The organism is Geminicoccus roseus DSM 18922 (genome assembly GCF_000427665.1).
GTDB classification, from domain to species: Bacteria; Pseudomonadota; Alphaproteobacteria; order Geminicoccales; family Geminicoccaceae; genus Geminicoccus; species Geminicoccus roseus.
On the sequence record NZ_KE386572.1, the window covers coordinates 4,508,919 to 4,534,757 of the forward strand.

26 protein-coding genes are annotated in these 25,839 nt (G+C 69.8%); 18 read left to right on the forward strand and 8 right to left on the reverse strand.

The window, feature by feature from the left end:
* The first annotated feature begins 12 nt into the window (after nucleotides 1–12).
* On the forward strand, nucleotides 13–1,503 hold the full coding sequence (locus GEMRO_RS0122290) for a M81 family metallopeptidase (RefSeq protein ID WP_027135778.1): 1,491 nt from the start codon (nucleotides 13–15) through the stop codon (nucleotides 1,501–1,503).
* Nucleotides 1,504–1,684: 181 nt separating this feature from the next.
* Nucleotides 1,685–2,026: a hypothetical protein gene (locus tag GEMRO_RS0122295; RefSeq protein WP_027135779.1), complete on the forward strand. Its 342-nt coding sequence runs from the start codon at nucleotides 1,685–1,687 to the stop codon at nucleotides 2,024–2,026.
* A 62-nt stretch (nucleotides 2,027–2,088) separates the two neighbouring features.
* Here GEMRO_RS0122295 and GEMRO_RS0122300 read toward each other — a convergent pair whose 3' ends face one another.
* On the reverse strand, nucleotides 2,089–2,463 hold the full coding sequence (locus GEMRO_RS0122300) for a hypothetical protein (protein WP_027135780.1): 375 nt from the start codon (nucleotides 2,461–2,463) through the stop codon (nucleotides 2,089–2,091).
* Nucleotides 2,464–2,701: 238 nt separating this feature from the next.
* Here GEMRO_RS0122300 and GEMRO_RS31225 point away from each other — a divergent pair, with 238 nt between their 5' ends.
* From GEMRO_RS31225 to GEMRO_RS0122375, 15 genes are all read left to right on the forward strand, one after another.
* A complete protein-coding gene (locus GEMRO_RS31225) occupies nucleotides 2,702–4,264 on the forward strand; it encodes a response regulator (protein ID WP_169728435.1) in 1,563 nt (520 codons plus the stop codon).
* Between the two features lie 105 nt (nucleotides 4,265–4,369).
* Nucleotides 4,370–4,861: a Csu type fimbrial protein gene (locus tag GEMRO_RS0122310; protein ID WP_051329365.1), complete on the forward strand. Its 492-nt coding sequence runs from the start codon at nucleotides 4,370–4,372 to the stop codon at nucleotides 4,859–4,861.
* Nucleotides 4,858–5,631: a fimbrial biogenesis chaperone gene (locus tag GEMRO_RS32985; protein ID WP_051329366.1), complete on the forward strand. Its 774-nt coding sequence runs from the start codon at nucleotides 4,858–4,860 to the stop codon at nucleotides 5,629–5,631. The genes GEMRO_RS0122310 and GEMRO_RS32985 overlap by 4 nt, the downstream gene beginning before the upstream one ends.
* On the forward strand, nucleotides 5,591–8,257 hold the full coding sequence (locus tag GEMRO_RS0122320) for a fimbria/pilus outer membrane usher protein (RefSeq protein WP_027135782.1): 2,667 nt from the start codon (nucleotides 5,591–5,593) through the stop codon (nucleotides 8,255–8,257). The genes GEMRO_RS32985 and GEMRO_RS0122320 overlap by 41 nt, the downstream gene beginning before the upstream one ends.
* On the forward strand, nucleotides 8,254–8,682 hold the full coding sequence (locus GEMRO_RS0122325) for a spore coat protein U domain-containing protein (protein WP_027135783.1): 429 nt from the start codon (nucleotides 8,254–8,256) through the stop codon (nucleotides 8,680–8,682). Before GEMRO_RS0122320 ends, GEMRO_RS0122325 begins: the two co-directional genes overlap by 4 nt.
* Before the next feature lie 153 nt (nucleotides 8,683–8,835).
* A complete protein-coding gene (locus GEMRO_RS0122330; protein ID WP_027135784.1) occupies nucleotides 8,836–9,102 on the forward strand; it encodes a hypothetical protein in 267 nt (88 codons plus the stop codon).
* A 107-nt stretch (nucleotides 9,103–9,209) separates the two neighbouring features.
* The gene (locus GEMRO_RS0122335) at nucleotides 9,210–10,214 is read left to right on the forward strand and encodes a lytic murein transglycosylase (RefSeq protein WP_205625062.1); all 1,005 of its coding nucleotides are present in this window, start codon (nucleotides 9,210–9,212) and stop codon (nucleotides 10,212–10,214) included.
* Nucleotides 10,215–10,247: 33 nt separating this feature from the next.
* On the forward strand, nucleotides 10,248–11,210 hold the full coding sequence (locus GEMRO_RS34760; protein ID WP_051329367.1) for a septal ring lytic transglycosylase RlpA family protein: 963 nt from the start codon (nucleotides 10,248–10,250) through the stop codon (nucleotides 11,208–11,210).
* 33 nt (nucleotides 11,211–11,243) lie between these two features.
* Nucleotides 11,244–12,398, forward strand: coding sequence for a D-alanyl-D-alanine carboxypeptidase family protein (locus GEMRO_RS31240; RefSeq protein ID WP_051329368.1), 1,155 nt, complete (start codon nucleotides 11,244–11,246; stop codon nucleotides 12,396–12,398).
* The gene (gene tmk, locus GEMRO_RS0122350; protein WP_027135786.1) at nucleotides 12,379–13,029 is read left to right on the forward strand and encodes a dTMP kinase; all 651 of its coding nucleotides are present in this window, start codon (nucleotides 12,379–12,381) and stop codon (nucleotides 13,027–13,029) included. Before GEMRO_RS31240 ends, tmk begins: the two co-directional genes overlap by 20 nt.
* Nucleotides 13,026–14,078, forward strand: coding sequence for a DNA polymerase III subunit delta' (locus GEMRO_RS31245; protein WP_051329369.1), 1,053 nt, complete (start codon nucleotides 13,026–13,028; stop codon nucleotides 14,076–14,078). Before tmk ends, GEMRO_RS31245 begins: the two co-directional genes overlap by 4 nt.
* 36 nt (nucleotides 14,079–14,114) lie before the next feature.
* Nucleotides 14,115–15,650, forward strand: a complete 1,536-nt coding sequence (metG, locus tag GEMRO_RS0122360; RefSeq protein ID WP_027135787.1) for a methionine--tRNA ligase — start codon at nucleotides 14,115–14,117, stop codon at nucleotides 15,648–15,650.
* On the forward strand, nucleotides 15,647–16,432 hold the full coding sequence (locus tag GEMRO_RS0122365; protein ID WP_027135788.1) for a TatD family hydrolase: 786 nt from the start codon (nucleotides 15,647–15,649) through the stop codon (nucleotides 16,430–16,432). Before metG ends, GEMRO_RS0122365 begins: the two co-directional genes overlap by 4 nt.
* Entirely contained in the window at nucleotides 16,429–17,205 is a 777-nt protein-coding gene (locus GEMRO_RS0122370; protein WP_027135789.1) for an MBL fold metallo-hydrolase, read from the forward strand. Before GEMRO_RS0122365 ends, GEMRO_RS0122370 begins: the two co-directional genes overlap by 4 nt.
* Nucleotides 17,202–17,807, forward strand: coding sequence for a GNAT family N-acetyltransferase (locus GEMRO_RS0122375; RefSeq protein ID WP_027135790.1), 606 nt, complete (start codon nucleotides 17,202–17,204; stop codon nucleotides 17,805–17,807). The genes GEMRO_RS0122370 and GEMRO_RS0122375 overlap by 4 nt, the downstream gene beginning before the upstream one ends.
* Here the strand turns inward: GEMRO_RS0122375 and sseA are convergent.
* The 3 genes from sseA to GEMRO_RS0122390 all read right to left on the reverse strand — a co-directional run bounded on the left by sseA (nucleotide 17,797) and on the right by GEMRO_RS0122390 (nucleotide 20,294).
* Complete coding sequence (gene sseA / locus GEMRO_RS0122380) at nucleotides 17,797–18,642, reverse strand: 3-mercaptopyruvate sulfurtransferase (protein WP_027135791.1); 846 nt, start codon at nucleotides 18,640–18,642, stop codon at nucleotides 17,797–17,799. The two genes, GEMRO_RS0122375 and sseA, sit on opposite strands and share 11 nt — an antisense overlap.
* Nucleotides 18,643–18,653: 11 nt before the next feature.
* Nucleotides 18,654–19,661 (reverse strand): cysteine synthase A, encoded by a 1,008-nt coding sequence (locus GEMRO_RS0122385; protein ID WP_027135792.1) that lies wholly within the window; start codon nucleotides 19,659–19,661, stop codon nucleotides 18,654–18,656.
* Between the two features lie 81 nt (nucleotides 19,662–19,742).
* The gene (locus tag GEMRO_RS0122390) at nucleotides 19,743–20,294 is read right to left on the reverse strand and encodes a cell wall hydrolase (RefSeq protein ID WP_027135793.1); all 552 of its coding nucleotides are present in this window, start codon (nucleotides 20,292–20,294) and stop codon (nucleotides 19,743–19,745) included.
* 199 nt (nucleotides 20,295–20,493) lie between these two features.
* On the opposite strand from GEMRO_RS0122390, the gene GEMRO_RS0122395 reads away from it, so the two are divergent.
* On the forward strand, nucleotides 20,494–20,874 hold the full coding sequence (locus GEMRO_RS0122395) for a hypothetical protein (protein WP_027135794.1): 381 nt from the start codon (nucleotides 20,494–20,496) through the stop codon (nucleotides 20,872–20,874).
* Here GEMRO_RS0122395 and GEMRO_RS31250 read toward each other — a convergent pair.
* Genes GEMRO_RS31250 through GEMRO_RS0122415 form a run of 4 tightly spaced genes read right to left on the reverse strand, consistent with a single transcriptional unit; the run spans nucleotide 20,864 to nucleotide 25,776 of the window.
* Nucleotides 20,864–22,873 carry a hypothetical protein gene (locus GEMRO_RS31250; RefSeq protein WP_051329370.1) on the reverse strand — a complete coding sequence of 670 codons (2,010 nt, stop codon included), beginning with the start codon at nucleotides 22,871–22,873 and terminating at the stop codon, nucleotides 20,864–20,866. The genes GEMRO_RS0122395 and GEMRO_RS31250 overlap by 11 nt on opposite strands.
* Before the next feature lie 16 nt (nucleotides 22,874–22,889).
* Nucleotides 22,890–23,696 carry a carbohydrate ABC transporter permease gene (locus tag GEMRO_RS0122405; protein ID WP_027135795.1) on the reverse strand — a complete coding sequence of 269 codons (807 nt, stop codon included), beginning with the start codon at nucleotides 23,694–23,696 and terminating at the stop codon, nucleotides 22,890–22,892.
* Nucleotides 23,693–24,580, reverse strand: a complete 888-nt coding sequence (locus GEMRO_RS31255) for a carbohydrate ABC transporter permease (RefSeq protein WP_051329371.1) — start codon at nucleotides 24,578–24,580, stop codon at nucleotides 23,693–23,695. Before GEMRO_RS31255 ends, GEMRO_RS0122405 begins: the two co-directional genes overlap by 4 nt.
* On the reverse strand, nucleotides 24,577–25,776 hold the full coding sequence (locus GEMRO_RS0122415; RefSeq protein WP_035485830.1) for an MFS transporter: 1,200 nt from the start codon (nucleotides 25,774–25,776) through the stop codon (nucleotides 24,577–24,579). Before GEMRO_RS0122415 ends, GEMRO_RS31255 begins: the two co-directional genes overlap by 4 nt.
* Nucleotides 25,777–25,839 lie beyond the last annotated feature (63 nt).

Here is a 25,839-nt window from a genome sequence, read left to right on the forward strand (position 1 = left end):
AAGGATCCCGCGATGGCGCGGATCGCGGTCGGCGGGCTGCACCACGAAACCAACAGCTTCGCGCCGCATGCGGCCGACTGGGCCGCCTTCGAGCAGGCCGACGGCTGGCCCGGCCGGCAGCGCGGAAGCGCGATGTTCGCCGGGATTGCCGGGATCAACCTCGCGATCACCGGGTTTGTGGACGCCGCCCGGGCGCGCGGCCACGAGCTGGTGCCGCTGGTCTGGGCGAATGCCTGCCCGTCCGGACCGGTCACCACCGACGCGTTCGAGCGTCTGGCCGGCCAGATGCTGGAGGATCTGGCCGCGGCGGGTCCGCTGGACGGGATCTTCCTCGACCTGCACGGTGCGATGATCACGGAGGAGCTGGACGACGGCGAGGGCGAGCTGCTGGCGCGGATCCGGCGGGTCCTTCCGGCCACGCCGCTCGTGTGCGCGCTCGACCTGCATGCCGACGTGTCCGAGGCCATGGTCCGCCATGCCGACGGGCTGGTCGCCTACCGCACCTATCCCCATGTCGACATCGCCGAGACCGGAGCGCGCTGCCTGCCGCTCCTGGAGCGGCTGATCGAAGGGGAGCCTCAGGCCAAGGCCCACCGCAAGCTCGACTTCCTGGTGGGGCTGCCCTGGCAGTGCACCATGATCGAGCCGGCGCGCGGGCTCTACCGCCTGGCGGACGAGCTGGCGCTCCGGATCGACGGGACGGTCTCGGTCGCGATGGGCTTTCCGCCGGCCGACACCTCCTGCGGAGCACCGTCGGTGCTGGCCTATGGGCCGGATGCCGCAAGGGTCGAGGCGGCAGCCGACGAGCTGGCCGCCGCGTTCCGCGCCGCGGAGCCGGCCTTTGCCGGCCGGCTGTGGACGCCGGCGCAGGCGGTGGCCGAGGCCCTGGCTAGGCCCTGGAAGGGACGGCCGGTCCTGCTGGCCGATACCCAGGACAACCCGGGCGGTGGCGGCACCTCGGACACCACCGGGCTTCTCGCGGCGCTGATCGACGCCGGCGTGCCGGACACGGTCCTGGCGATCCTGACGGACGCGGCCGCCGCGGCGGCGGCACATGCGCTCGGAGCCGGCGGCTGGCTGCGTGGCCTGGAACTGGGCGGTCGGCATGGGCCCGATGGTGTCGCCCCGTTGCGGGGTGACTGGTACGTCCAGCGCCTTGCCCCGGGCCGGTTCACCGCCACCGGCCCGATGTACCGGGGCAGCCGGATGGATCTGGGGCCGATGGCGCTGCTGCGGGCCGGGCGACCCGACGGGCCGGGAGTGATCGTCGCGACCCGCCGCGTGCAGGCCGCCGACGCCGCGATCTTCCGGCATCTGGGGGTGGAGCCCGCCCGGCAGCGCATCCTGGGCCTCAAGAGCTCGGTACATTTCCGCGCCGATTTCGAGCCCATGGCCGCCGATGTCCTGGTGGTCGAGGCGCCGGGGGTTAATACCGCCGACCCGGGGCGGCTGCGGTTCCGGCGCCTGCCGCCGGGGGTCCGTCGGCGCCCGAACCAGCCCTGATCATATTCTCGTATGGCGGATCGACGGTAGCTGGCGGTTCTGGAAAATCCGCCGGCAGTTCGGCTTGTCGCAACGATTTGTTAACCATATCAGTGCAACAACAGGCAGGAAGGCCAACCAGCGACGGACAACCCGTTGTCGGACTGGGGGTCGAGACGATGGTTGGACAGGACGTCAGACGATGAGCGACGCGGCGATCAAGTGGCTTCCGGCGGAACTGGACCTGGGTCCTCTCGAGTTGGCGGGTGGCGGCCCGGGCGAGGCGGCGGATGCCGGCCCGGTGGTGGAACTGGCGCTGAGCGACCTAGTCCAGGATGCCGGCGGGGAGGTCGTGCTCTACAACGACAGCGGCATGCGGGCGCTCGGGCTGGTCGCCGAGGCCCCGGTCGTCGGCGAGGGACAAGCCAGCCCGCACATCACCGCTTCGGGCGACGACGTGACCGGGTTCCGCTACGTCAGCTTCGCCAACGGCCTGACCCTCTACTACCAGGACGGGCTGGACCTGATCGTCCGCACCACCTGAATCCGGAAAGCCACCGCGGGGCGAGGGCGCCGCGGTGGCCGGTCCGCGCAGGAATGGACGGTCTAGCGGGGCTCGCCCTGCCGCTTGTATTCAGCAAAGGCCTCGACCGAGAGCCCGTCCAGGAATTCGCCGAGAGCGTCCACCTTGATGGACTTCTTCTCGTCGACGGGTGCGTTGAGACCGAGCAGCTCGCTCAAGTGCAGGGCGAAGCGGTAGTCCAGCTTCTCCGCGCTGGCCGCCCTGTTCTGGAAAATGTTGAAGATCAGCATCCAGAGCCAGGCTCGACGGGCCTCCAGGTCGTCGAGGGTGAAGGGCGGCGGGACGAACCCCGCCGGCCGGTCCGGTGCCGGGAGGATGGCCGGGGGAGGATCCGGCTGCTCCGGCGGCAGGATGATGTCGCTCGGCTCCGACTTTCGTGAGGACGCTCTCGGTTTCATGCTTCTTGTCCTTGTTGGCCGGGCGCTCCCGGCAATAGGAAGATAGTCCGTTTCTTGATCTGATTTCAACTAATACGTTGGTTGTGTCTTCAACTTGTGCGCGGGTCGCGCTACGTCGCCTTGCCGGCCTGTTGCAGCGGCCGGTGGCAAGGCGGGCAGGACCATGGACAGGACCGGGCGATCGATCGGCAGGCGGCTGGACCGGCGCGGGCGCAGGAACAGGCGGGCAGGTCCGCTGGTGACGGTAGCGGCGGTGAGCCACGAGCTGCGCGAGCCGATGAACGGCGTCCTCGGCATGGCCCGGCTCCTGGGGGAGACGCAGCTTTCCGACGAGCAGCGCGGGCTGGTCGCCGCCATCACCGATTCGGCCGAGGCGCTCCTGACCGTGATCAACGACATGCTCGACCTCTCCCGCGCCGAGGCCGGCCGGCTCGAGCTGCTGGATACCGTTTTCGACCCGCGCCTCCTGCTGGAGCGGATCGTGGCGCCTTTTCAGGTGAAGGCCCGGGCCAAGCATCTGCGCTTCGAGACCATGGTCGCCCAGGACGTCCCGGCACGGCTGCGGGGCGATCCGGGCCGCCTGCGTCAGATCCTGGGCAACGTGATCGGCAACGCGGTCAAGTTCACCGATGCCGGCGGCGTTACCATCAGGATGCGGGTCCATCCTGCCCGGCCGAACGGGTTCGTGCTGTTCGAGATCGCCGACACCGGGCCGGGCTTCGATGCATCCAGCATGGCCAAGCTGTTCTCCGGCTATAACCAGATCGGCGGGACCACGGCGCGGGCGTTTGGCGGCAGCGGCCTGGGCCTGATGGTGTCGATGCGCCTGATCCGCGCCATGGGCGGCAAGGTCGCGGTCGATGCACGGCCGGGCCGGGGAGCCCGCTTCGTCATCGACCTGCCGCTGGCGGCTGCAGGAGCAGCGCCCCACGAGGGCGCGCCAGAACCGGTGAGCCTGGCCGGCCTGGAACTGCTGGTGGTCGAACCCCGGCCGGAACTGCGCGAGCGGCTTCGGGCGGCGGGGCTGGCCTGGGGCATGGGCGTGCGCGGGGCCGCCGGGACCCAGGACGCGCTGCGGGAGATCCAGGAAGCCGGTACGCGCGGGGTGCGCTTCGACCTGCTGATCGCCAGCGCCGCCATCACCGACGACGACACGGTACGACTCCTGCAGGTGATGCGGGACCGGCCCGGGGCCGGGTTCCGCGCGGTCTGCCTGGCCGGGTCCGGCCTGCGCGGCGACGCGGTGCGCGCACGGGCGCTGGGCTATGATGCGTATCTGGCCGCACCCTTCCACAACGACGATCTCATGCAGATCCTGATGGGGATCGTGCAAGCATCGGAAAACACGCAGCTTCTGACCCGTCACCATGTCGACGAACAGGGAGGGCGGGCCCTGCGCATCCTGGTGGCCGACGACAATCCGGTGAACGCGAAGCTCGCTACCCTGCTGCTCGGCAAGGCCGGCCATGACGTCACCGCCGTCCCGGATGGCGCCGCCGCCGTGGCCATGGTCGGGGAAGGCCAGTTCGACCTGGTGCTGATGGACGTGCAGATGCCGGGAACCGACGGCCTTGCGGCGACTCGCACGATCCGCCGGCTGGCCGACCCGGACCGGCAGAAGATTCCGATCGTGGCGCTCACCGCCGATGCCATGCCCGGCGACGAGGCCGCCGTGCGTGCCGCCGGGATGGACGCCTACCTGACCAAGCCGATCGACCGGCCCAAGCTTCTTTCCACGGTGCGCTACTGGGGCGAGCGATCCCTTCGCCGCCGGCAGGACATCACCTCAACCATTACGTGAAGTCCCGACCTACATTTCCCTTGAAAAGCCATTTCAGGCCGGTTCATATAACCAGTAGTTGAATTCTGCCGTCGACCGCGGGTTGCGGCTCTGGGGAGAATAGTCATGACACGCGCAGCTTGCTGGGCCGCCGGGCTGCTTGGCACCGTGGTGGTGCTGCTACCCAAGCCGGCACCGGCGCCCACCACCACCGGAACGCTGGCCGTATCCGCCGTGGTCCAGACCAGTTGCTCGCTCACCGGCGGCACGTTGAACTTTGGCACCTACACGTCCGGTCAGACCAGCAACCTCGACGTCGACGGCCAGATCACCTTCGCCAACTGCCCCACCGGCAACCTGGTGTTCGAGCTGGACGGCGGCGGCACCGGCAACACCACCGCGCGGAAGATGACCTCGGGCAGCAACCAGCTGGCCTACCAGCTCTACCGCAACACCACCCGCTCGGCGATCTTCGCCACCGGCTCCAACGCCTACACCGAGATCCGCCTGGTGGCCGGCGGCGGCACCATCCCGGTCCATGGGCGGATCAACGCCAACCAGACCGTGCCGGCCGGCAACTACGCCGACACGGTGAACGTGACGCTGACCTTCCCGTGACCGGGATCCCTACCGGCTCCCGGCCGATCGCCCGGCCCAGCTGCCGCCGGCATGCCCTGGCGCTCGTCCTGGCGCTGGGCCTGCTCGCCCCGCCGCTCGTCCTCAGCGCCCCGGCGCACGCCGCGGGCAATCTGGCGGTGTCGCCGACCCGGGTCGACCTGGGCGAGACCGGCACCGCCACCATCGCGGTGCGCAACGATGGCGATGAAGGCAGCGTGCTGCAGGTCAGCGCCATGCGCTGGCTCGATTCGCCGATGCCGGACGCGCTGGAGCCGGCGCCGGAGATGATCGCGGTGCCGCCGGTCTTCACCCTGAAGCCCGGCGCCCAGCAGGTGATCCGGCTGGCGCTGCGCGACCGCAGCCGGCCGCCCGTCGAGCGTAGCTATCGCCTGCTGATCACCGAGGTGCCGGCACCCGCCTCGGGCGGGGCGCAGTCAGGCGGCGTGCGCTTCGCCCTGGGCTTCAACGTCCCGGTCTTCCAAAGGGCGCCGGGCGCCCTGGCCGACCCGGTCTGGACCATCCAGTCGGCGGTGGGCGGCCCGATCCTGGCGGTGCGCAATGCCGGCCAGGCTCATGTCCAGGTGAGCGGGATCGCCGTGCAGGACGATGCCGGGCGCTCTCTGGCCCAGGTGAAGGAGGCCTTCTACCTGCTGCCCGGACGTTCGCGGAGCTGGCCGCTGCCGGCTGCCGCGAAGGGTGGCCTGGTGACGGTGGTGGCGGACACGAATCTTGGCACGCTCGAAGAACGCCTGGCCGCTCCGCGCGACTAGGGTCTGGGCCGCTGTTCTGCTGGCCACCGTCTGGTCCGGGCTGAACGCGCAGGAACCCCCCGACGCGGGCCAGTCCGGCCAGGATCCCGTCGATCGCGGACCTCCGGCCGACCTGCAGCCGCCGCCCGCTCCCGGTCCGGCAGGGCCGCCGCAGCCCCTGGAGGCGCTGGCCGCCCCTCCGCCGCGCTTCGTTCCCGCCGCCGGGGAGGTGGTCGTGCCGATAATCCCCGCCGCCGGCCGGCCGGAGGCGCCTCCCGTCCTCCCGATGGTACGGCGCACCACCGCCGCGGTGCCGGCGACCCGGGTCGAGATGCCGCCGAGCACCGAGGCCTGGTCGGGGCCGCCGCCCCGCAGCTTCCATCGCGACCCGATCCTGCCGCCGCTCGACCCGCAGCAGGCCTGGACCGAGCAGCTCTATGCGGTGATCCTGAACGGCCAGCCGGTGAGCGACGCCGCGATCTTCGCGCTTGAGACCGCCACCGGGCGCCGGGTGGTGGAGCTGGCCGAGGCACGACGCTGGCGGCTGGTGATCGACGAGGACCGGGTCGTCACCCTCAACGGCCAGCCCTTCTATCCGCTGGACGCCATTGCGGGTGCCAGGGCCGAGGTCGACGAGATCGACCTGGTCCTGTCCTTGAGCGTGCCCGCCGAGGGCCTGGACCCGACCCGCCTGGACGGGGAGGCCGACGATCGGCCGCCGGTGGTGGTCGGGTTCGGCGGCTTTCTCGACTACGACGTCCAGTATCTGGCCGGAGACGGGATCGACGGGCGGCTGGATGGTTTGTTCGAGGCCGGGATCTTCGGGGCGGGCGGCGTGCTGACCTCCAGCCTGCTGGCCGGCGATGCCCTGTCCTCCGATGGCAGCTTCGTGCGGCTGGAGACCGGCTTTTCCCGCGACTTCCTGGACAAGCGCGCTTCCCTGCGCCTGGGTGACGCGCTTTCCGTCGGCGGCGCGTTCGGCCGCCCGTTCCGCTTCGCCGGCATCCAGTGGGCCAGCAATTTCGGCACCGACCCGTCCTTCGTCACCTTCCCGCTGCCGACGATCGGCGGCCTGGCCGAAAATCCTTCGGTGGTCGACGTTTATGTCGATGATCTGCAGCGCTACACGAGCGACGTGCCGGCGGGTCCCTTTCAGATCGACCAGCTGCCGGTGGTGACCGGGGCCGGCGAACTGCAGGTCACCGTGACCGACCTGCTCGGCCGCGAGCGGATCGTCACCCAGCCCTATTATGTCAGCGCCCGGATGCTGCGCGCCGGCCTTCACGATTTCTCCTACGAGGCGGGCCTGCTGCGCGAGGACTATGCGGAGGAAAGCTTCTCCTATGGCGATCCCTTCGCCGCGATGACCCACCGCTACGGGTTCTCCGACCGCCTGACCGGCGAGATCCATCTGGAAGCGTCGAAGGACATCCAGAACCTGTCCGTCGGCGGCTCGGTGGCACTGGACCGCTTCGGCACCCTCAGCGGCGGGGTCGGGATCGGCCGGGGCCGCGACGGCGACACCGGGACCCAGGCCCAGCTGGACTATGAATATCTCGGCCGCCCGTTCAGCCTGGGCATCGGCACCCGGCTCGCCAGCGACGGCTGGCAGGAGCTGGGCGACCTGGAGAATGGCGGCCAGCCGGCCAGGGTCGACCAGGCCAGGGTCGGCCTGGACCTGGGCTCGCTCGGCAATCTCGGCCTGTTCCTGGTGCACCGCGACGAGCGCGAGGGGGAAGACACCCTGTCCGCCAGCGCGTCCTGGTCGGGCCGGCTCGGGCCGGGCTCGGTGGTGCTGACCGCGGCCAAGCTGATCGACCCCTCCGACCAGGCCGCGTTCTTCCTGAACTACGTGCTGCCGATCAACCGGCGCGACAGCGCCTCGGTCGGCCTCGCCCGTGATTCCAGCGGCACCTTCGCCGATGCCCTGTATCGCCGTTCCAAGGGCGACAGCGACCTTGGCGCGGACTGGCTGCTTGCCGCGCGCGGCGGCGAGGACGACAGCCGGCTCTCGGGCAGCTTCGGCTATGACTGGAGCCGTTTGTCGACCCGGATCGACGCCGAGATCGGCGAGGACTCCAGCGCCATCCGCCCGAATGTCTCGGGCTCGGTCGCGGTGGTGGACGGCCGCTTCAACGCCTCGCGCCGGCTCGGGCGTGCCTTCGGCCTGGTCGACCTGCCCGACATGCCGGACGTGCGGGTCTATCTGGAGAATCGCGAGGTCGGCCGCACCGACGCGGACGGACAGCTGCTGCTGCCAGGCCTGCTGCCGTACCAGAAGAACCGGCTGCGGGTCGAAGTGGAGGACCTGCCGCTCGATGCGCAGGTCGGCGATCCCCAGGTGGAGGCGGTTCCAGCCGACCGCAGCGGGATGACCGTGGATTTCGGGATCCGCCGCGAGCGGCAGGCGACCGTCCGCTTGGTGGACATCAGCGGCGCGCCGCTGCCGGGCGGCCTGCAGCTGGCCGACGACTCCGGGCAGGTGGCGGTCCTGCTCGGGCGGGACGGCTTCGGCCATGTCCGCGGCCTGGACGGCCAGTCGGCCGAGGTTGCCGCCAGCCTTGGCGACGCCCGCTATGTCTGCATCCTGCCGGCCGCGGGCGGGGACGAGCCGATGCCGGATCTGGGGGAGATCGCCTGCCGATGAAGCCTGCAGCACTGCTCGCCAGCCTCATTCTCCTGGCGCCGGGAGCGGCACGGGCCGGCTGCGACGTCCAGGTGGCGGCGCTGGCCTTCGGGGTGATCCAGACCGGGCGCACCAGCCAGGCGACCGGCAAGGTCACGATCCGCTGCGATGCGCCGCAGAGCCTGCAGGTCGGGCTGTCCGGCGGGGGTGGCGGGGCCGAGCGCCGCCTGGCCGGCCCCGGCCCGGACGTCATCCCCTATTTCGTGTTCGCCGACCCGGGAGGCGCGATGCCCTGGGGCGACGGCATGGTGATCGGCCCGGCGCTGGGGGTCACCGTGAGCGGCACCCAGCCGGTCGACCTGCCAGCATATGGCGTGATCCCGCCGGTACCCGGTACGCCGCCCGGTACCTATGTCGACTCGCTGATGGTGACGATCACTTTCTGAACAAAGCGCCACAACCGTCTGCCGTGTCTCAGTAATTGGTGGAGCCGGCCTGCGCGCCGTGTGAACGTGGTGAACGTCCGTTGACGCATCCGGCCATCCGATGCGCTAGAAGCATTTCCGGGCCCCGCTCGAAGGGCCGCGAGGAAATGTCTCATGCGTCGCATCCCGGCCGTGCTGGCCCTGCTCGTGCCCGCCCTGTCGCTGCTTCCTGCCGCGGCCTCCGCCGGACAGGCCTCGGCCAGCCTGACGGTGGGCGTCACCGTGGTGGCGGCCTGCCCGCCCGGGAGCGGCAGGCCGTGCAGCCAGCCGCTCGCCGGCGACGGCTCGCCATCCGATGCCGGGTCCGCCGCGGGCCGGAGCGAGCCGCCGATCGCCGTGCTGCGCGACGAAAACGCCCGGACGCTCACCTACGTCTACTGACGCGCCCGCCCCCTCTGGCATCCCGACCGGACCGGCCCTAGAAGCCGGGTGGTCGAGGATGCACCACGGCGGCCGGTCCGCGCGGCGCCGGGGATGAGGGAGATCACGTGGCGAATCGCGATCGCGTTCATTGGTCGAGGCGGGAGGCAGTCCGCCGCGCGCTTCCGGTGCTCGGGCTCGCTGCCTGGGCATCCACGGCCCTTGGCGGCAGCGCCCGGGCTGCGCAGCAGTCATGGTCGGAGTTCCTCGATCAGATCGCGGTCGAGGCGCAGCGCCTGGGCATCTCGCCCTACGTCACCAAGAGCGCGCTGGCAGGGGCCGAGCGCCTGGAACAGGTGATCGAGCTGGACCGCCGCCAGCCGGAGGGCCGCCTGACCTTCGCCGAATACGCGCGGCGGGTGATCGACCGGAACCGCATCCGGCGCGGCCAGGAACTGCTGGAAAGCCGCCACGACCTTCTGGAGGCGGTCCGCTTCCGCTACGGGATCCCCAACCAGGTGATCACCGCGCTCTGGGGAGTGGAGAGCTCCTACGGACGCAACATGGGCAACTGGTCGGTGATCTCCACCCTGGCGACCCTCGCTCATGACGGGCGCCGCTCGGAGTTCTTTCGCGGCGAGCTGATGGCGGCGCTGCGGATCCTCGACGCCGGCGACATCGTTCTTGACGGGTTCAAGGGCTCCTGGGCGGGTGCGATGGGTCAGTGCCAGTTCATGCCCTCGACCTATCTGCGCCACGCGGTCGACTGGGACGGCGACGGCCGCCGCGACATCTGGACCTCCGAGGCCGACGTGTTCGCCTCGATGTCCAACTTCCTGGCGACCTCCGGTTGGCGGCCGGGCGAGCGGTGGGGCCGGCCGGTGCAGGCCCCGGCCAGCCTGGAGACCGGCCAGCGCGGCACCGTGACCGAGTTCGGCCAGGCGGGCGTGCGCGCCGAGGACGGCGGACCGTTGCCGAATTCGGACATCCCGGCGGTATTCCTGCGCATGGACGGCGAGGAAGGGCCGGCCTTCTTGACCTACCACAACTTTCAGGTGTTCAAGATCTGGAATCGCTCCGACTACTTCGCGCTCTCCGTGGGCATGATTTCCGACCAGCTGAAGGCGTCCTGAGCCGTGATCCTTCAGGAGATTTCCCGGTCCGGCATGAAGTGCCGCCCGACCGGGTTCATGGCGCTGGGGCTGCTGCTGGCGCTGGCCGCCTGCTCGTCCAGCCCGCCGCCACCGCCGCCCGGGCAGGTGGCCGACCGCGCTGCCGGCCGGCCGGCCGGTGCCTACAAGATCGGCAAGCCCTACCAGATCGCCGGGCGCTGGTACCACCCGGCTTACGACCCGGACTACGACAAGGTCGGCACCGGCTCCTGGTACGGCGAGCAGTTCCAGGGCCGGCTCACCGCCAACGGCGAAATCTTCGACAAGGAGCTCATCTCGGCCGCCCATCCGACCCTGCCGCTGCCGTCCATCGTCCGCGTGACCAACTTGGAGAACGGGCGCACCGTCGACCTGCGGGTGAACGATCGCGGCCCGTTCGTCGATGACCGGGAGATCGACCTGTCGGAGGCCGCTGCCCGCAAGCTCGGCTACCAAGGCAAGGGTCTGGCCGAGGTGCGCGTCCAGTTCCTGGGGATCGCTCCTGATGCCCTGGACGTGCCGCAGGAGCTGAAGGAGCCCGAGGTGCAGGTCGCCTCGGCCGAGCTCGCCGCGGGCGAGCTCTACGAGGAAGCCGGCTCAAAAGCAGTGGCGGAGGAGCGTCGCGAGGAAGCGGCCCCGTTCCGCGCCAGCACCGTGGAGGTCCGCCAGGCGGTCGAGGCCGCCTCGGTTCCGGCCGACTGCGCGTCCAGGGGCGATCCCCTGTTCGTCCAGGTCGGGGCCTTCTCCGACCCGGCGCGGGCCGAGCGGTCCAGGCTTCAGGTGGCGCCGTTCGGGCAGGCCAGGCTGGAGCCGGTGTTCGTCCGGGGCGAGGCACTGTTGCGCCTGCGCGTCGGTCCGGAGACAGACCCGGGCCATGCCCGGGCGCTGCTTGCGAAAGTCCAGGCGGCAGGCCACCCTCAGGCCTTCCTCACCGAGAACACCGGCCCGTCGAAGCCGGCCATCATCTGCGGAACCTGACGGGCCGACCGACCCCAGAGGAGGGCAGGTACGTTGATCCTTGGCACCATCGCGCGCCGTTGCCTGCCGCTCCTGGCGGTTGTCCTGCTGCTGGCCACCCCCGCCGCCGCCCAGCCGGTCGCCTTCGAGACCAAGGCGCGCGCGGCCATCATGATCGATCACCGCACCGGCACCGTGCTGTTCGCCAAGGAGCCCGACCTGCGCCTGCCGCCGGCCTCGATGAGCAAGCTCATGACCGCCTACATGGTGTTCGACGCGATCCGCGCCGGGCGCCTGAGCGAGGACGACGAGCTGCCGGTCAGCGAGAAGGCCTGGCGCACCGGCGGCTCCAAGATGTTCGTCGAGGTCGGCAAGCGCGTGAAGGTCGGCGACCTGATCCGGGGCGTGATCATCCAGTCCGGCAACGATGCCTGCGTGGTGATCGCCGAGGGCATGGCCGGCAGCGAGGAGGCGTTCGCCCGGCAGATGACCGCAAAGGGCGAGGAGATCGGCCTGACCGGCTCCAATTTCGCCAACTCCAATGGCCTGCCGGACCCGGACCACTGGATGACCGTCCGCGACCTGGCCACGCTCGCCCGGGCGCTGATCGCGGAGTTCCCGGAGTACTACTCGATCTACTCCGAGGAGGAGTTCACCTATAACGGCATCCGCCAGTTTACCCGCAACCCGCTCCTGCGCAGTGGCGTGCCCGGCGTGGATGGGCTGAAGACCGGGCACACCGAGGAGGCCGGCTACGGCCTGGTGGCCTCGGCCATGCGCGGCGACCGCCGCATCATCCTGGTGATGGCGGGGCTGGATTCGGTGCAGGAGCGCGCCGGCGAAAGCGCTCGTCTGCTGGAGTTCGGCTTTCGCGAGTTCGAGGAGTTCCTCCTGTTCCGCGAGGGGCAGACGGTCCAGGAGGCGCCGGTCTGGCTGGGCGAGCAGCCGACCGTGGCGATGGTCCCGGCCGACGATGTCGCCATGACCCTGTCCCGGGGTGCCAGGCCCGGTCTCACCGTCAAGGTCGCCTGGGACGACCCGATCCCGGCACCGGTCGCCAAGGGCCAGCCGCTCGCCAACCTGACCGTCGTGGCCCCCGGCCACGAGCCGGTCGTGGTGCCCCTGGTCGCCGGGGCCGATGTCCCGTCGGCGTCCTGGTTTGGTCGCATCTGGAGCCTTAGCATGTACTATGTGCGCGGGATCGTCTGACCCGGTGGCTCATTTCATCACGTTCGAAGGGGGCGAGGGGGTCGGCAAGTCGACCCAGCTGCCGCGGCTGGCCCAGATGCTGCGCGCGCGCGGCCACGACGTGGTGACCACCCGCGAGCCCGGCGGCACCGAGGGGGCGGAGCGGATCCGCGACCTGGCGGTTGCCGGCGACGTCGACCGCTGGTCGCCGCTCACCGAGCTGCTGCTGATGACCGCCGCCCGGGTCGACCATGTCGAGCGGGTGGTCCTGCCGGCGCTGCAGCGCGGCGCCGTCGTCCTGTGCGACCGGTTCATCGACAGCACCCGGGTCTACCAGGGCATCGCCGGCGGCCTGGGCCAGGCCCGCATCGACGCGCTGCACGACCTGCTCCTGCCGGAGCCGCGCCCGGTCCTCACCCTCGTCCTGGACCTGCCGGTCGAGCAGGCCGCTGCCAGGCGCGCCGCCGCCGGCGGCGGCGGGCGCTTCGAAGCCAAGGGCCGGGCGTTTCACGAGCAGGTGCGCGCCGGGTTCCTGGCGATCGCCCGGCAGGAGCCAGGCCGTGTCCGGGTCGTTGATGCCGCGGCGGAGCCCGGCGCCGTGGCCACCGCCATTGCGGGCCATGTCCTGGCCCTGCGGGATATGGGGCGTTGAGCCTGCCCGAGCCGCGCCAGGCGTTCGAGCTGGCCGGGCACGACGCCGCCGCGGCCAGGCTCGCAAGGATCGCCGCCTCCGGCCGGATCCCGCATGGCTGGCTGTTCAGCGGGCCGCGCGGCATCGGCAAGGCCACGCTCGCCTGGAGGTTCGCCCGCGCCCTGCTGGGGGCCGCGCATGATGCGCAGCTGCGCAGCGAGCCCACCGACCGGGTGTTCCGGATGCTGGCCAGCGGCGGCCATCCCGACCTGCACGTGCTGGAGGTCGAGCCGTCGCGCGGCAAGCGCGCGGTCATCAAGGTCGACCAGGCCCGCGACCTGAAGGAGGCGTTCGGCACCACCGCGGGCCTTGGCGGCCGAAGGGTGCTGATCGTGGACGCCGCCGACGACCTCAACCCGCAGAGCGCCAACGCGATCCTCAAGCTCCTGGAGGAGCCGCCGCCAGGCGCAGTGCTGCTGCTGATCAACCATGTGCCGGGCAGGATCCTGCCGACCATCGCGTCGCGCTGCATCCGGCTGCGCCTGAAGCCCCTGGACGAGCTGACCCTGGCGCGGCTCCTGGCCGAGGCGCTGCCCGAGCGTTCCGCAGCCGATCGCTCGGCCCTCATCCCGTTCGCTCAAGGTTCGATCGGCCGCGCCCTCTGGCTGGACGCGGTTGGGTTCCTGCGGCTCTACCAGGACGTCCTGCAGGGATGTATCGAGGCCCTGCAAGGCGGCAGCGTCATGGAGCTGGCGGCGAAGATCGCCGCGGCCCTGCAGGCGACCGGGGCCCAGGCGCCGTTCGAGGTGCCCCGCGCCATCCTGCACCGCGCCCTGCAGAACGCGGCCGGACGGGTACCGCCGGGCAGCGACGAGGCGGAACGGGCGGCCCTTTCGACGCTGGCGGCGCGCCGCCCGCTTGATGCCTGGGGGGCGCCGTGGGACAACCTCGCCCGGCTGGCGGCACGGTTCGAGCCCCAGAGCCTCTCTGCCGACGCCGCATCGCTGGCTGCGGCCACGATGCTCATGGGCGATCCGGGCGATCGCATCGTCCTGCCCGAACCCTGGTAGTTGCGCCCTGGCGAGTTTTCGAAGGATCCGATCGACATGAGCGCGGGCGAGCGTTTCTACATCACGACGCCGATTTATTACGTCAACGACAGCCCGCATATCGGCCATGCCTATACCACGCTCGCCTGCGATGCGTTCGCGCGCTTCGCCCGGCTGGACGGCAGGCAGGTCTGGTTCCTGACCGGCACCGACGAGCATGGCCAGAAGGTCGAGAAGGCCGCCCAGGCCGCCGGCAAGGATCCGCAGGCCTTCACCGACGAGGTCAGCCAGCGCTTCCGCCGCCTGGCCGACGCCATGGGTTTCTCCCACGACGACTTCATCCGCACCACCGAGCCCCGCCACTACCGGGCGGTCCAGCATCTGTGGAACGTGCTGGTCGAGAAGGGCGAGATCTATCTCGGCAAGTATGCTGGCTGGTACTCGGTCCGCGACGAGGCATTCTTCGACGAGAGCGAGATCAGGGACGGCAAGGCGCCCACCGGCGCCCCGGTGGAGTGGGTCGAGGAGCCCTCATACTTCTTCCGCCTGTCCGCCTGGCAGGACCGGCTGCTGGCCTTCTATGAGGCCCATCCCGACTTCATCCTGCCGCCCTCGCGCCGCAACGAGGTGATCAGCTTCGTGAAGTCGAACCTGCGCGACCTGTCGGTCTCGCGGACCACCTTCAAGTGGGGCGTGCCGGTCCCGAACGACCCGGACCACGTGATGTATGTGTGGCTGGACGCGCTCACCAACTACATCACCGCGCTTGGCTACCCGGACGACACCGAGGCATGGCGGACCTTCTGGCCGGCCGACGTGCACGTGGTCGGCAAGGACATCCTGCGCTTCCACGCGATCTTCTGGCCGGCCTTCCTGATGGCCGCCGACTTGCCGCCGCCCCGCCGCGTGTTCGCCCATGGCTGGTGGACCAACGAGGGCGAGAAGATCTCGAAGTCGGTCGGCAACGTGATCGACCCGTTCCAGCTGATCGACACGTTCGGCCTGGACCAGACCCGCTACTTCCTCCTGCGCGAGGTGCCGTTCGGCTCGGACGGCGATTTCAGCCGCGCGGCGATGGCCCGGCGGATGAACGCCGATCTGGCCAACGACTACGGCAATCTCGGCCTGCGCGTCCTGTCCTTCATCCAGAAGAACGCCGGGGCGGCCGTGCCGGAGAAGGGCGAGCTGCTGCCGGTCGACCGGGAACTGCTCGACGCCGCCGCTGGGCTGGTGGAACGGGTCCGGGCGGAGATGGCGGTGCAGGCGCCGCATAAGGCGCTGGAGGCGATCTTCGCCGTGATCGCCGACGCCAACCGCTGGATCGACACCCAGGCCCCCTGGACCCTGCGCAAGACCGATCCGGTCCGGATGAACACCGTCCTGTGGGTCCTTGTCGAAACCATTCGACGGATCGCGATCCTCACCCAGCCCTTCATGCCGACCTCCTCGGCCCGGGTGCTCGACCAGCTGGCGGTGCCGGCCGACCGCCGCCAGATCGCCGAGGTCGCCGATCCCGCGGCGCAGCTGGTGCCCGGCACGCCCTTGCCCAAGCCGGAGGGCGTGTTCCCGAAATGGCTGGAGCCGGCGGCATGAGCCTGATCGATACCCACTGCCACCTGGACTATCCGGGCTTGGCCGAGAGCCTGCCGGACGTCCTGTCGCGCGCCCGCGAGGCGGGGGTCACCCGGATGATCTCGATCGGGACGCGGCTGTCCGCGTTCGATCAGGTGCGCGAAATTGCACGAACGAACCCGGGCGTGTTCTGCACGGTCGGTGTGCATCCCCATGAGTCGGGAAGCGAGGGGCTGTGCGACCCGACCCCGCTGATCGAGGCGGCGGACGATCCGCACGTGGTCGGGATCGGCGAGAGCGGCTTCGACTATTTCTACGACAAGGCCCCCCGGGACGCGCAGCGGCGCTCCTTCCTGGCCCATATCCATGCCTGCCAGGAGACTGGCCTGCCGCTGGTGGTCCACACCCGGGATGCCGACGACGACACCATGGATCTCCTGGAAGCGGCGATGGCGCACAAGCCGTTCACCGGGGTGATCCACTGCTACTCCTCCTCGCACCGCCTGGCCGAGCGGGCGGTGACCATGGGCCTGCATCTGGGGATCGGCGGGATCGCCACCTTTCCCAAGAGCGAAGCGATCCGCGCGACCATCCGGCAGATGCCGCTGGATGCGCTGATCCTGGAGACCGACGCGCCCTACCTCGCCCCGGCGCCCAAGCGCGGCCGGACCAACGAGCCGTCCTACGTGCCGTTCGTCGCCGTCCGGCTCGCCGAGCTGTTCGGCCTGACCGTCGCGGAGATCGGGCGGGTCACCACCGCCAATGCCGAGCGGCTGTTCCCGCGGATCAAGCAGGCCGCATGAAGATCACGGTGCTTGGCTGCGGCACGTCCTCGGGCGTGCCGCAGATCGGCTGTTCCTGCGCCGTCTGCCGTTCCGACAATCCGAGGAACAAGCGGCTGCGCAGCTCGATCCTGGTGGAGGACCGGGGCACGCTGATCCTGTTCGACTGCGGTCCGGACCTGCGCATGCAACTGCTCGCCGCCGGGGTGACGCGGCTGGACGCCCTGGTGTTCACCCACGCCCATGCCGACCACATCCACGGCATCGACGACATCCGCGGCGTGAACAACGCGATGGACGCGGTGCTGCCCGCCTATGGCGACGCGCTGGTGCTGGACCAGGTCCGCAGCCGCTTCGACTATGCGTTCCATCCGGATCGTCACCCCAGCGGCGGGTTCTGGCGGCCGTCCATGGAGCCGCGGGTGTTCGACGGCCCGTTCACCGTGGGCAGCACCACCCTGGTCCCGTTCCGGCAACGCCACGGCCATACCGACAGCTGGGGCTTTCGGATCGGCGACTTCGCCTATTCCACCGATGTCGACTGGCTGGACGAGGCGGCCATGGCGCAGCTTGCCGGCATCCGCTTCTGGATCGTCGACTGCCTGCGCGAGCGCCCGCACCCGACCCATGCCCATCTGGAGCGTACGATGGGCTGGGTCGAGCGGCTGCGTCCCGAGCGTGTCTGGTTCACCCACATGAACCACGAGGTCGACTACGACGCCTGGTGCGCCCGGCTACCGGCCCATATCCGGCCGGCTTATGATGGCCAGGTGATCGAACTGGAGGATGCATGACCGAGCTCGAACTCGACGCAGGCTTCTACCTGCTGCCCAAGGGCATGCTTCCCTCGGTGGTGGTCTGCCTGGAGATGACCGAACGTCCGCCGCCGCGCGCCTGCGCCGCCCCAGACGGCGTCACGCTGCGCCATGTCGTCCGTCCCGATCTTGCCTGGTACCGCGACCTGTTCGCCCGGGTCGGCGAGCCCTGGCTCTGGTACGGCCGTCGCCTGCTGACCGACCAGGGTCTGGCCGGGATCATCCATGATCCTGAGGTCGAGGTCCGGGTGGTCGAGCGGGACGGCGTGGCCGAGGGGCTGATGGAACTCGACTTTCGCAAGGAGGGCGAGGTCGAGCTGGCCTATTTCGGCGTCACCAGCGCGCTGATCGGCTCCGGCACCGGCCGCTGGCTGATGGAGAACGCGATCGAACGGGCGTTCCGCCAGCCGATCCGGCGCTTTTGGGTCCATACCTGCAACTACGATCACCGGGGCGCGCTGGCGTTCTACCAGCGCGCCGGCTTCGTGCCCTACCGCTTCGCCCTGGACCTGGATCCCGACCCGCGCCTGACCGGCGTGCTGCCCCGCGAGGCAGCACCGCACGCTCCGGTCATTCCGTGACGACCGGCACATCCTCCCGGCCACCCCACTCGGTCCACGATCCGTCGTAGACAGCCAGGTCGTCCTTGCCGAGCTGGTAGGCAGCCAGCGCCAGCACCGCCGCCGACACGCCGGAGCCGCAGGTGGCGGTCATCGGCAGCCGCAGGTCGACCCCCGCCCCGTCGAATGACATCGCCAGCTGGTCGTTCGGCTTCATGCGTCCGTCGGTGTCGACCAGGTCGCCGAACGGCAAATTGGCGGAGCCTGGGATGTGGCCGGCGCGCAGTCCGGCGCGCGGCTCCGGGTCACGGCCATAGAACCGACCCGCCGAGCGGGCGTCCAGGATCTGCTCGCGCCTGCCGTCGAGCGTAGCACGCACCTGCTCCAGACTGCGCACCAGCTCCGGCTGGTAGCGCGCCACGAACCGACGCGGCTCCACCGCCACCTCGCCGCTGTCCAGCGGCTGGCCGGCTGCCGTCCAGGCGGACAGCCCACCGTCCAGCACCATCACCTCATGGTGGCCCATGGCGCGGAACATCCACCAGGCCCGGGCCGAGGCGAGGAAGCGGTCGGCGTCGTAGACCACCACCCGGTCGGCATTGTCGATCCCGAGCGATCCCACCTGCTGCCCGAACTGCTCGGGCGACGGCAGCATGTGCGGCAGCTCGCTGGACCGGTCGGCGATCTCGTCGACGTCGAAGAACACCGCGCCGGGAAGGTGGCGCTGCAGGTACTCCGCCCGGGCGTCCCGGTTCTGGTTCGGCAGGTAGAACGACGCGTCCAGGAGGCGGACGTCCGGATCGTGGCGATGCCGGATCAGCCAGTCGACGGAGACCAGGGCAGGGGTGCGGTCCATCTCGGCGTTCCTCACCCGGGAATCCAGGCCGGCACCGGCAGGTTCTTCGAGCGCAGGAAGGCCGGGTTGTAGAGCTTGGACTGGTAGCGTGCGCCGCCGTCGCACAGGATGGTGACGATCGTGTGCCCCGGCCCCATCGCCTCGGCGACCCGGATCGCACCGGTCACGTTGATCGCCGAGGACCCGCCCAGGACCAGGCCTTCCTCCTGCGCCATCTCGAACAGGATCGGCAGCGCCTCCTCGTCGGTGATCTGGACGGCGTCGTCGATCCGCGCGTCCTCCAGGTTGGCGGTGACCCGTCCCTGGCCGATCCCCTCGGTGATCGAGGTCCCGCTGCTCTTGAGCTCGCCGGTCTTGATCCAGGAATAGAGCGCGGCGCCCATCGGGTCCGCCAGCACGATCCGGACGTCCGGACGCTGCTCCTTCAGGTAGTCGGCCACGCCGGCCAGAGTGCCGCCGGTGCCGACCGCGCAGGTGAAGGCGTCGATCCTGCCGCCGGTCTGCCGCCAGATCTCGGGGCCGGTGGTCTTGTAGTGGCCCCGGCGGTTGGCGACGTTGTCGAACTGGTTGGCCCAGAGAGCGCCTTCGGGATGGGTCGCCGCCAGCTCCTCGGCCAGCCGGCCGGAGAACTTCACGTAGTTGTTCGGATCCTTGTAGGGCACGGCCGGGACCGGGCGCAGGTCGGCGCCGGCCAGGCGCAGCGCGTCCATCTTCTCCTGGCTCTGCGTCTCGGGAATGACGATCACGGTCTTGTAGCCGCGCGCCGAGGCGACGTGGGCCAGGCCGATCCCGGTATTGCCGGCGGTGCCTTCGACGATGATCCCGCCCTTGCGGATCTGTCCCTTGGCCTCGGCATCCTCGATGATCGCCAGGGCAGCGCGGTCCTTGATCGAGCCGCCCGGATTCATGAACTCGCACTTGCCGAGGATCTCGCATCCGGTGCGTTCGGAAGCGAGGCGGAGGCGCACGAGCGGCGTGTCACCGATCAGGTCGGTGAAGCCGGAGCGGATGGAGGTCATCTTACCCTGCTCAATCCCACGAAAAAACGTCGCGGAGAGGGTAGGGTCAAGCCGGCTGTCGAACAAGCCGGCCCGTTCCAATCAGCTCAGCCCGCTGGGCGCGAAGAAGCGATGTCCGCCCAGTTCCAGGGTCTGCCGGACATTGTTGCCCAGCCATTGCGGCCGCTCCCGCCAGGATTCCCAGAACCAGACCGCCCCCTTGGTCGGATCGGCGCCGCCCCGGAAGAGCAGTTCCGCGGCGACGGTCTGGGCCTGCTGCCACGCCGAGGTCCGGTCCAGGCCCTCCTCGAAATTGCCGCAGGCCCATCCGAACTGGCACTTGCCCGAGCGGGTCGGCTCGACCACCACGTCGCGGATCCCGTCCGGGAAGCCCTGTGCTCTCGTCCGGTTGAGGACCACCCAGCCAACGGCGCGCATTGCCTCGGGGCTCTGACCGCGCGCCTCGTGGTACATGGTCAGCGCCAGGAAATGCTCGGCCTTCAGGACCGGTGGCGCCGGGATTGCGACGGTGGGCACATCGAGGGCAGGCGGCGGCATGGTCGCATCGTGCCGCATCCGCGCCCCCATCACGGCAGCAAGGCTGAGGATGGTGATTCCAAGCGCCGCCGCGACGAAACCTACGCTCAGTCTCATGTCCCTCTCCGCGCCGCCCGATCCATGACCCTGCAATTGTCGGGTAATCTTGGTGTGGAGATGAAGCAAGTGAAGGATCATCCATGCATAATCTGCAATGCTGGTATCCTGATCACACTCCGGTTCTTTGCTCGCGTGGGGCTGTGTTCGTCCCACCGATGGTCCAGTTGTCGGCTACGACCGTGGAGGATGATGCACGATGTCTGGACAGATCCGGGCCTTCAACAATTTGATGACGATGCTGACCGCGTCCGGCACCACGATCGGGGCGAGGGTGGCGCGCATGGCCGCCGACCCGCACAAGGTCGCCGCCGATCCCGAGACCATGCTGATGGTCACCGAGAAGATGAGCGCGATGGGCGAGGCGGGCATGAAGGCCGTGGCCGCGATGCCGGCCTGGTCGGCGGCATGGCAGCGCTGGTGGTGGTCGCGCGCGTTCGCGTTCCACCCGCAGGCGGCGAACCGGGCCGATCACCAGCTCATGGACGACCTGCGCCGGGTGATGGAGCAGGCGTCGGCGGCGATGCAGACGCCGTTCCGGCGTCGCGCCGTCGCCAACGCCCGCCGCCTCAGCGTCTGATCTCGATCCGGCTGACGGCGTAGGCGTCCAGCCGGATCGTGTTGTTTTCCACGGGCGTCCGGGCCCGGGCCAGCAGGTCCGGGTCCTGGCACGCCTGTTCGAACTGCGCTGCCCCCAGCACGGCGACCTCGCCGCCGGCCATTCCGTGCAGCCGCACCACCTGCTCTTCCTGGGTCAGGTTGCAGAGCCAGACCGCATGCAGGCCGTCCTTCTCCACGGCCAGGGCCTGCACGGCCCGCGGCACGCTGCTGTGGGCTGCCCGCACCTTTCCGCCCGCCAGCGCGGCGTGGCCGGCCAGCACATGCCAGGACGGGACCACCGGCGCATCCGCCTCCTCGACCCAGGGCTGCGGATGGGGCTGGCGCGTCAGGGCGATGCCGGACGGGCCGACCGCGGCTGCCAGGCACAGCGTGTCCAGGCCATGTGCCGCCGCCCCGGCCATCAGCCCGGCATACCAGGCGGCCGCAAACACCCCGCGTTCGCGCGGATCGACCCGCGCCATCGCGACCCGCCCCTGGCGCGGGTTCTCGGCGGGAGCCGCTCCGTAGGGGTTGTGCCGCATCGAGAGGGCGGTGGGATAGAGGATGTAGGGCAACTCGCCGCCGAGGATGGCTCGGGCGGATTCCAGGATCGAGGGCAGGGCTTCCAGGCCCTCGGTGGCCGAGACGTCATCGGCGGCATGAACTGTCGGGAAGATCGCGTGGCCGGCGAAGTCGAACAGGCCCTCGGGCGGGCGCTTGCGGTTCAGTTCGGTGAAGCTGCCATAGAACCCCCCGCCGATCTGGCTGGTCGGAAAGGCCGCCCGGCCACCTGCGGCGATCGCCTCGAAGGATGGGGCCTTTGGCCAGGTCCCGCCCGGGGTCGTCGATTTCAGGTCGCAGGCCGGGGACAGGGCGATCCGCTGGAAGGTCACGCCGGATCGACGCACGGCAATCGCCAGGAGGTCGAGGTCGCGGGCAAGGGTGGTCGGGTCGTCGGTCGGTACCCCCTGCGCGTCACGGCATGGCAGCACCGCTTCCAGCAGCCGCTCGACCTCGTCGCCACCCAGCGCCCCAAACGCTTCGAGCTGGCGCACGGTGGTGTCGAGGGAGCCGATGGTGACACCGTCCAGGAGCGAGAAGGCATGCACCGGGAACGGCGCCTTTCTCAGGATATCGGCATGATCCAGCGCCAGGGCAGCCAGATGCGCCGGCACCACCAGGGCCAGCTTCGGCATGGTGCCGACCACCTCGGCGCCGATCTCGACCTCGATCTCGCCAGCATTCTGCGCATCGGCCGGCTCGGGCAGGCTCCCCTCGACGGCGAGCGACACCTTCAGGTCCAGGACGTCGCCCTTGGCGAGCGTGTAGGGCCAGGGCAGGGCCAGGGGACGGATATAGGTCTTGTAGGAGGCATCCATCCAGTTGCGCTGGTCCTCCATCTCGTACGCGTCGCCTTCCATGCGGCAGGTCACGCGCACGCCCGGAAAGACCTCGTGGGTCAGGGCCCGGATGTCCTTGAACGGCTGGACCGGGTCGATGAGCTCCGGGAACCGGCTTTGCTCCGTGCTCCCGTCCACATGCTCGACCTCGACCGGCTGGCCGACGATCCCCTCCACGCCGTGCAGCACCACGAACCCGGCCCGGTTGGTCACGAAGTCCGTCAGCGCCTCGCCGCGGGCGGCGAACACGAGGGACCCGTCGGCGCGGCCGTCGATCTCGGCTTGGTAGGCAAAGCTCTGCTCGCCGTCGGAGCAGACGGCCCGGTAGCGCACGCTGAAGCCGTCAGCACCTTCGTTGACCACGAGATCGCGGATCTCCGGCGCATAGGTTCCCCAGTTGCGGTCGCGCACGATCATCGAGATCGCCCGGATGGCCTCCCGCCCGCCCAGCTGGATGTAGCGCAGGTTGCCGGCCTCGAACGCGCAGGTGAGCGGGCCTGCCCGCAGGATCCGGGGCGGATCGACCTTCTCCTCGGTCCCGAACAGGGCGATCGCCCGGCTTGCGGTGCTGCTGCTCATCTTCTGGCTTCCCCCCTCAACCCTTGACGGCACCCAGCGAGATGCCACGGACCAGATAACGCTGCAGGAATGCCACGGCCAGGAAGATGGGCACGGTGCCCAGCACGCTCATGGCCGAGATCTTCGCCCAGAAGTTGGACTGCCCGCCGAAATAATGGGTGACTTGCACCGGGAACGTGGTGATCGCGGAGCGGGTCAGCACCAGGGCGAACAGGAACTCGTTCCAGGCGAACACGAAGGTGAACACGGCGGTGGCGAACAGGCCGGTGCGCGCCAGCGGCAGCACGATCTTGGTGAACACCTGCAGGCGCGAGCAGCCGTCCACCAGCGCGGATTCCTCGATCTCGCGCGGGATCTCCTGCAGGTAGCCGCGCATCATCCAGACCACGTAGGGCAGGTTGAAGGCGGTGTAGAGGATGATCAGCCCCAGATAGGTGTCGACTAGGCCCAGCTGCACGTAGAGCAGGAAGATCGGGAACACGACCACGATCGGCGGGACCATGCGCTGCGAGAGCACCCAGATCGAGAAGTGCTCACCGCCGGTGCGGAATCGGGCGATCGCATAGGCGCACATGGTGCCGATCAGCATCGCCGCCACCGTGGAGACCGACGCCACCACCAGGCTGTTCCAGATGGTCAGCACGTCGCCGTCGCGGAACAGGACGGTGTAGTTGGAGGACTGAAGGTTCTCCGGCCACCAGACCGGCGGGTAGCTGAAGATCTCGTCCGGCGTCTTGAAGGAGATCGTGAACAGCCAGTAGATCGGGAACAGGAACAGAACCGTCACCAGGACCGCGGCGACGAAGCGGATCGTGGTCTTCATCGGGCGATCTCCACGCGCTTGAGCGCCGCGATCACCAGGATCGACAGGATCACGATGATCACGAAAGCCATGGCCGCGGTGTAGCTGGTCTCGAACTGCTGGAAGCCCTGGACGTAGGCGTAGATCGAGATGGTCTCGGTGCGGGTGCCGGGTCCGCCCTTGGTGAGCGCCCAGACCACGTCGAACAGCCGGAACAGGTCGAGGCCGCGGATCAGGAGCGCGATCACGATCACCGGCCGGATCACCGGCAGGGTGATCGACCACAGGATCCGCCAGAAGCCGGCGCCGTCGATGCGCGCCGCCTCACCCAACGATGGGTCGACATTGGTGAGCGAGGCGAACAGCAGGAGGAACATGAACGGCGTCCACTGCCAGACCTCGGCGATCAAGATCGCCGCGTAGACGAAGTTCGGGTCGTTCAGCCAGAGGATCGTCACCGGCTCGCCGGCGAACCAGGAGATAACCTGGTTGATCGGGCCGAACCGGTTGTCGAACAGCAGCCGCCAGGCCGCACCCGCCACGATCGGCGAGATCACCGTCGGCATGACCAGGAGCGCCACGAAGATCTGCCGGCCCGGCAGGTGGTCCAGGAACAGGAGCGCCAGCAGGAGGCCCAGCAGCAGTTCCAGGGGCAGAGCGATCCCGGTGAACAGGAGGGTATGGCCCAGCGCCTCCCAGAATCTCTGGTCGAACAGGAGCCGCCGGTAGTTCATCAGGCCCTGGAAGCTCGTGTCCTCGTCGATCAGCGAGATGTTCTGCACGCTGACCAGCAGCGTCCAGACCAGCGGGAACAGGCCGATGAACAGGATCACCACCACTGCCGGGGTAATCATCGCATAGCCGAACCGCCGGTCGTGGCGGTGGACGGGAGGATGGGTGGTCATCGGAGCTCCGAGAGCCGGCGGTCGCGACTGAAGGCAAGGAACGCCATGGCGAGGGCCAGGAGCCCGGCCAGGCTGAGGAAAACCGGGGTCCAGACCGGCGCTGCCACGCCCGCGGCGACCTGGCCGGTGACCGCCTGCAGGAGAGCGGCGCCGCCAAAGCAGGCGCCGTTCAGCAGGGTCAGACCGCGGCCCATCTCGTGCGGCCGGAAGAACCGGCGGCCCTGCGCCATCACCATGTTGAACACGCTGCCAAAGCAGCCGATCAGCACCAGCGCCAAGGTGGCCACCACCAGGTTCTGGGCGAGCGTGAGGGTGGCGAGAGCGGCGAGCGTGATGCAGGAGCCCAGCAGGATCGGCAGCTTGCGCCGGTCGGTGCGCCGCTCGATCCAGGCATAGAGGAGCGGCCCGCCGATCATGCCGAGCGACATCAGCAGGAGCACGTTGCCGCGCTCGACTGCGTCCAGCTGGAAGATGTCGGCCAGATAGGGCCCGCCCCACAGCCCGCGCACGGTGATCATCACCCCGTAGCCGATCAGCGCCATCGGGATCAGCGGCCATAGGTCCGGATTGCGCGCGACCTGGAAGGTGCCGATCAGCGCGCGCAGCGGGTGCTCGCCCGAAGCCGGCGCGGGGCCGCCGTCACGTGTGTCCCGGACGAACAGGAAGACCAGGAGCGCGGAGAGCGCCACCACCGCCGCCACCACCACCAGCGCCATCCGCCAGCCGAGCAGGCCGGACAGCCAGGCCAGGGGTGCTGTGCCCATCAGGTTGCCGAGGCTGCCCAGCGCCAGCACCACCGACGCCAGGCTGGCGAACTGCGCGGGATCGTACCAGCGGGTCAGCAGCACCAGCGTGCCCATGTAGACGGGCGCGCAGCCAAACCCAATCACTGCCTGGGCCAGGATGCCGACCTCGAGGTTGGGCGCCAGTGCCAGGAGGATTGCGCCCACGGCCGCGACCAGCACCATGGGGGCGACGAGCCGGCGGATGCCGTACTTGTCCAGCGCGATGCCGACCGGGATCTGCATGATCGCGAACGCGACGAACCAGACGCTGGACAAGAAGCCCAGGTCCTGGGTGGTCAGGTCCAGGTCGCGCGAGATCTCGGGCGCGATCACCGCGAGCGAGGTGCGGAAGAACTGGCTGAGGATGTAGGCGAGCGTCAGGGCCGCGAGGCTGGCCAAAGGCTGCTTCATGAAGGATCCGAGCTGGCGCGGCCGATGGGAGCGACGCCGCCTGGCCGAGCGGGCCAGGCGGCG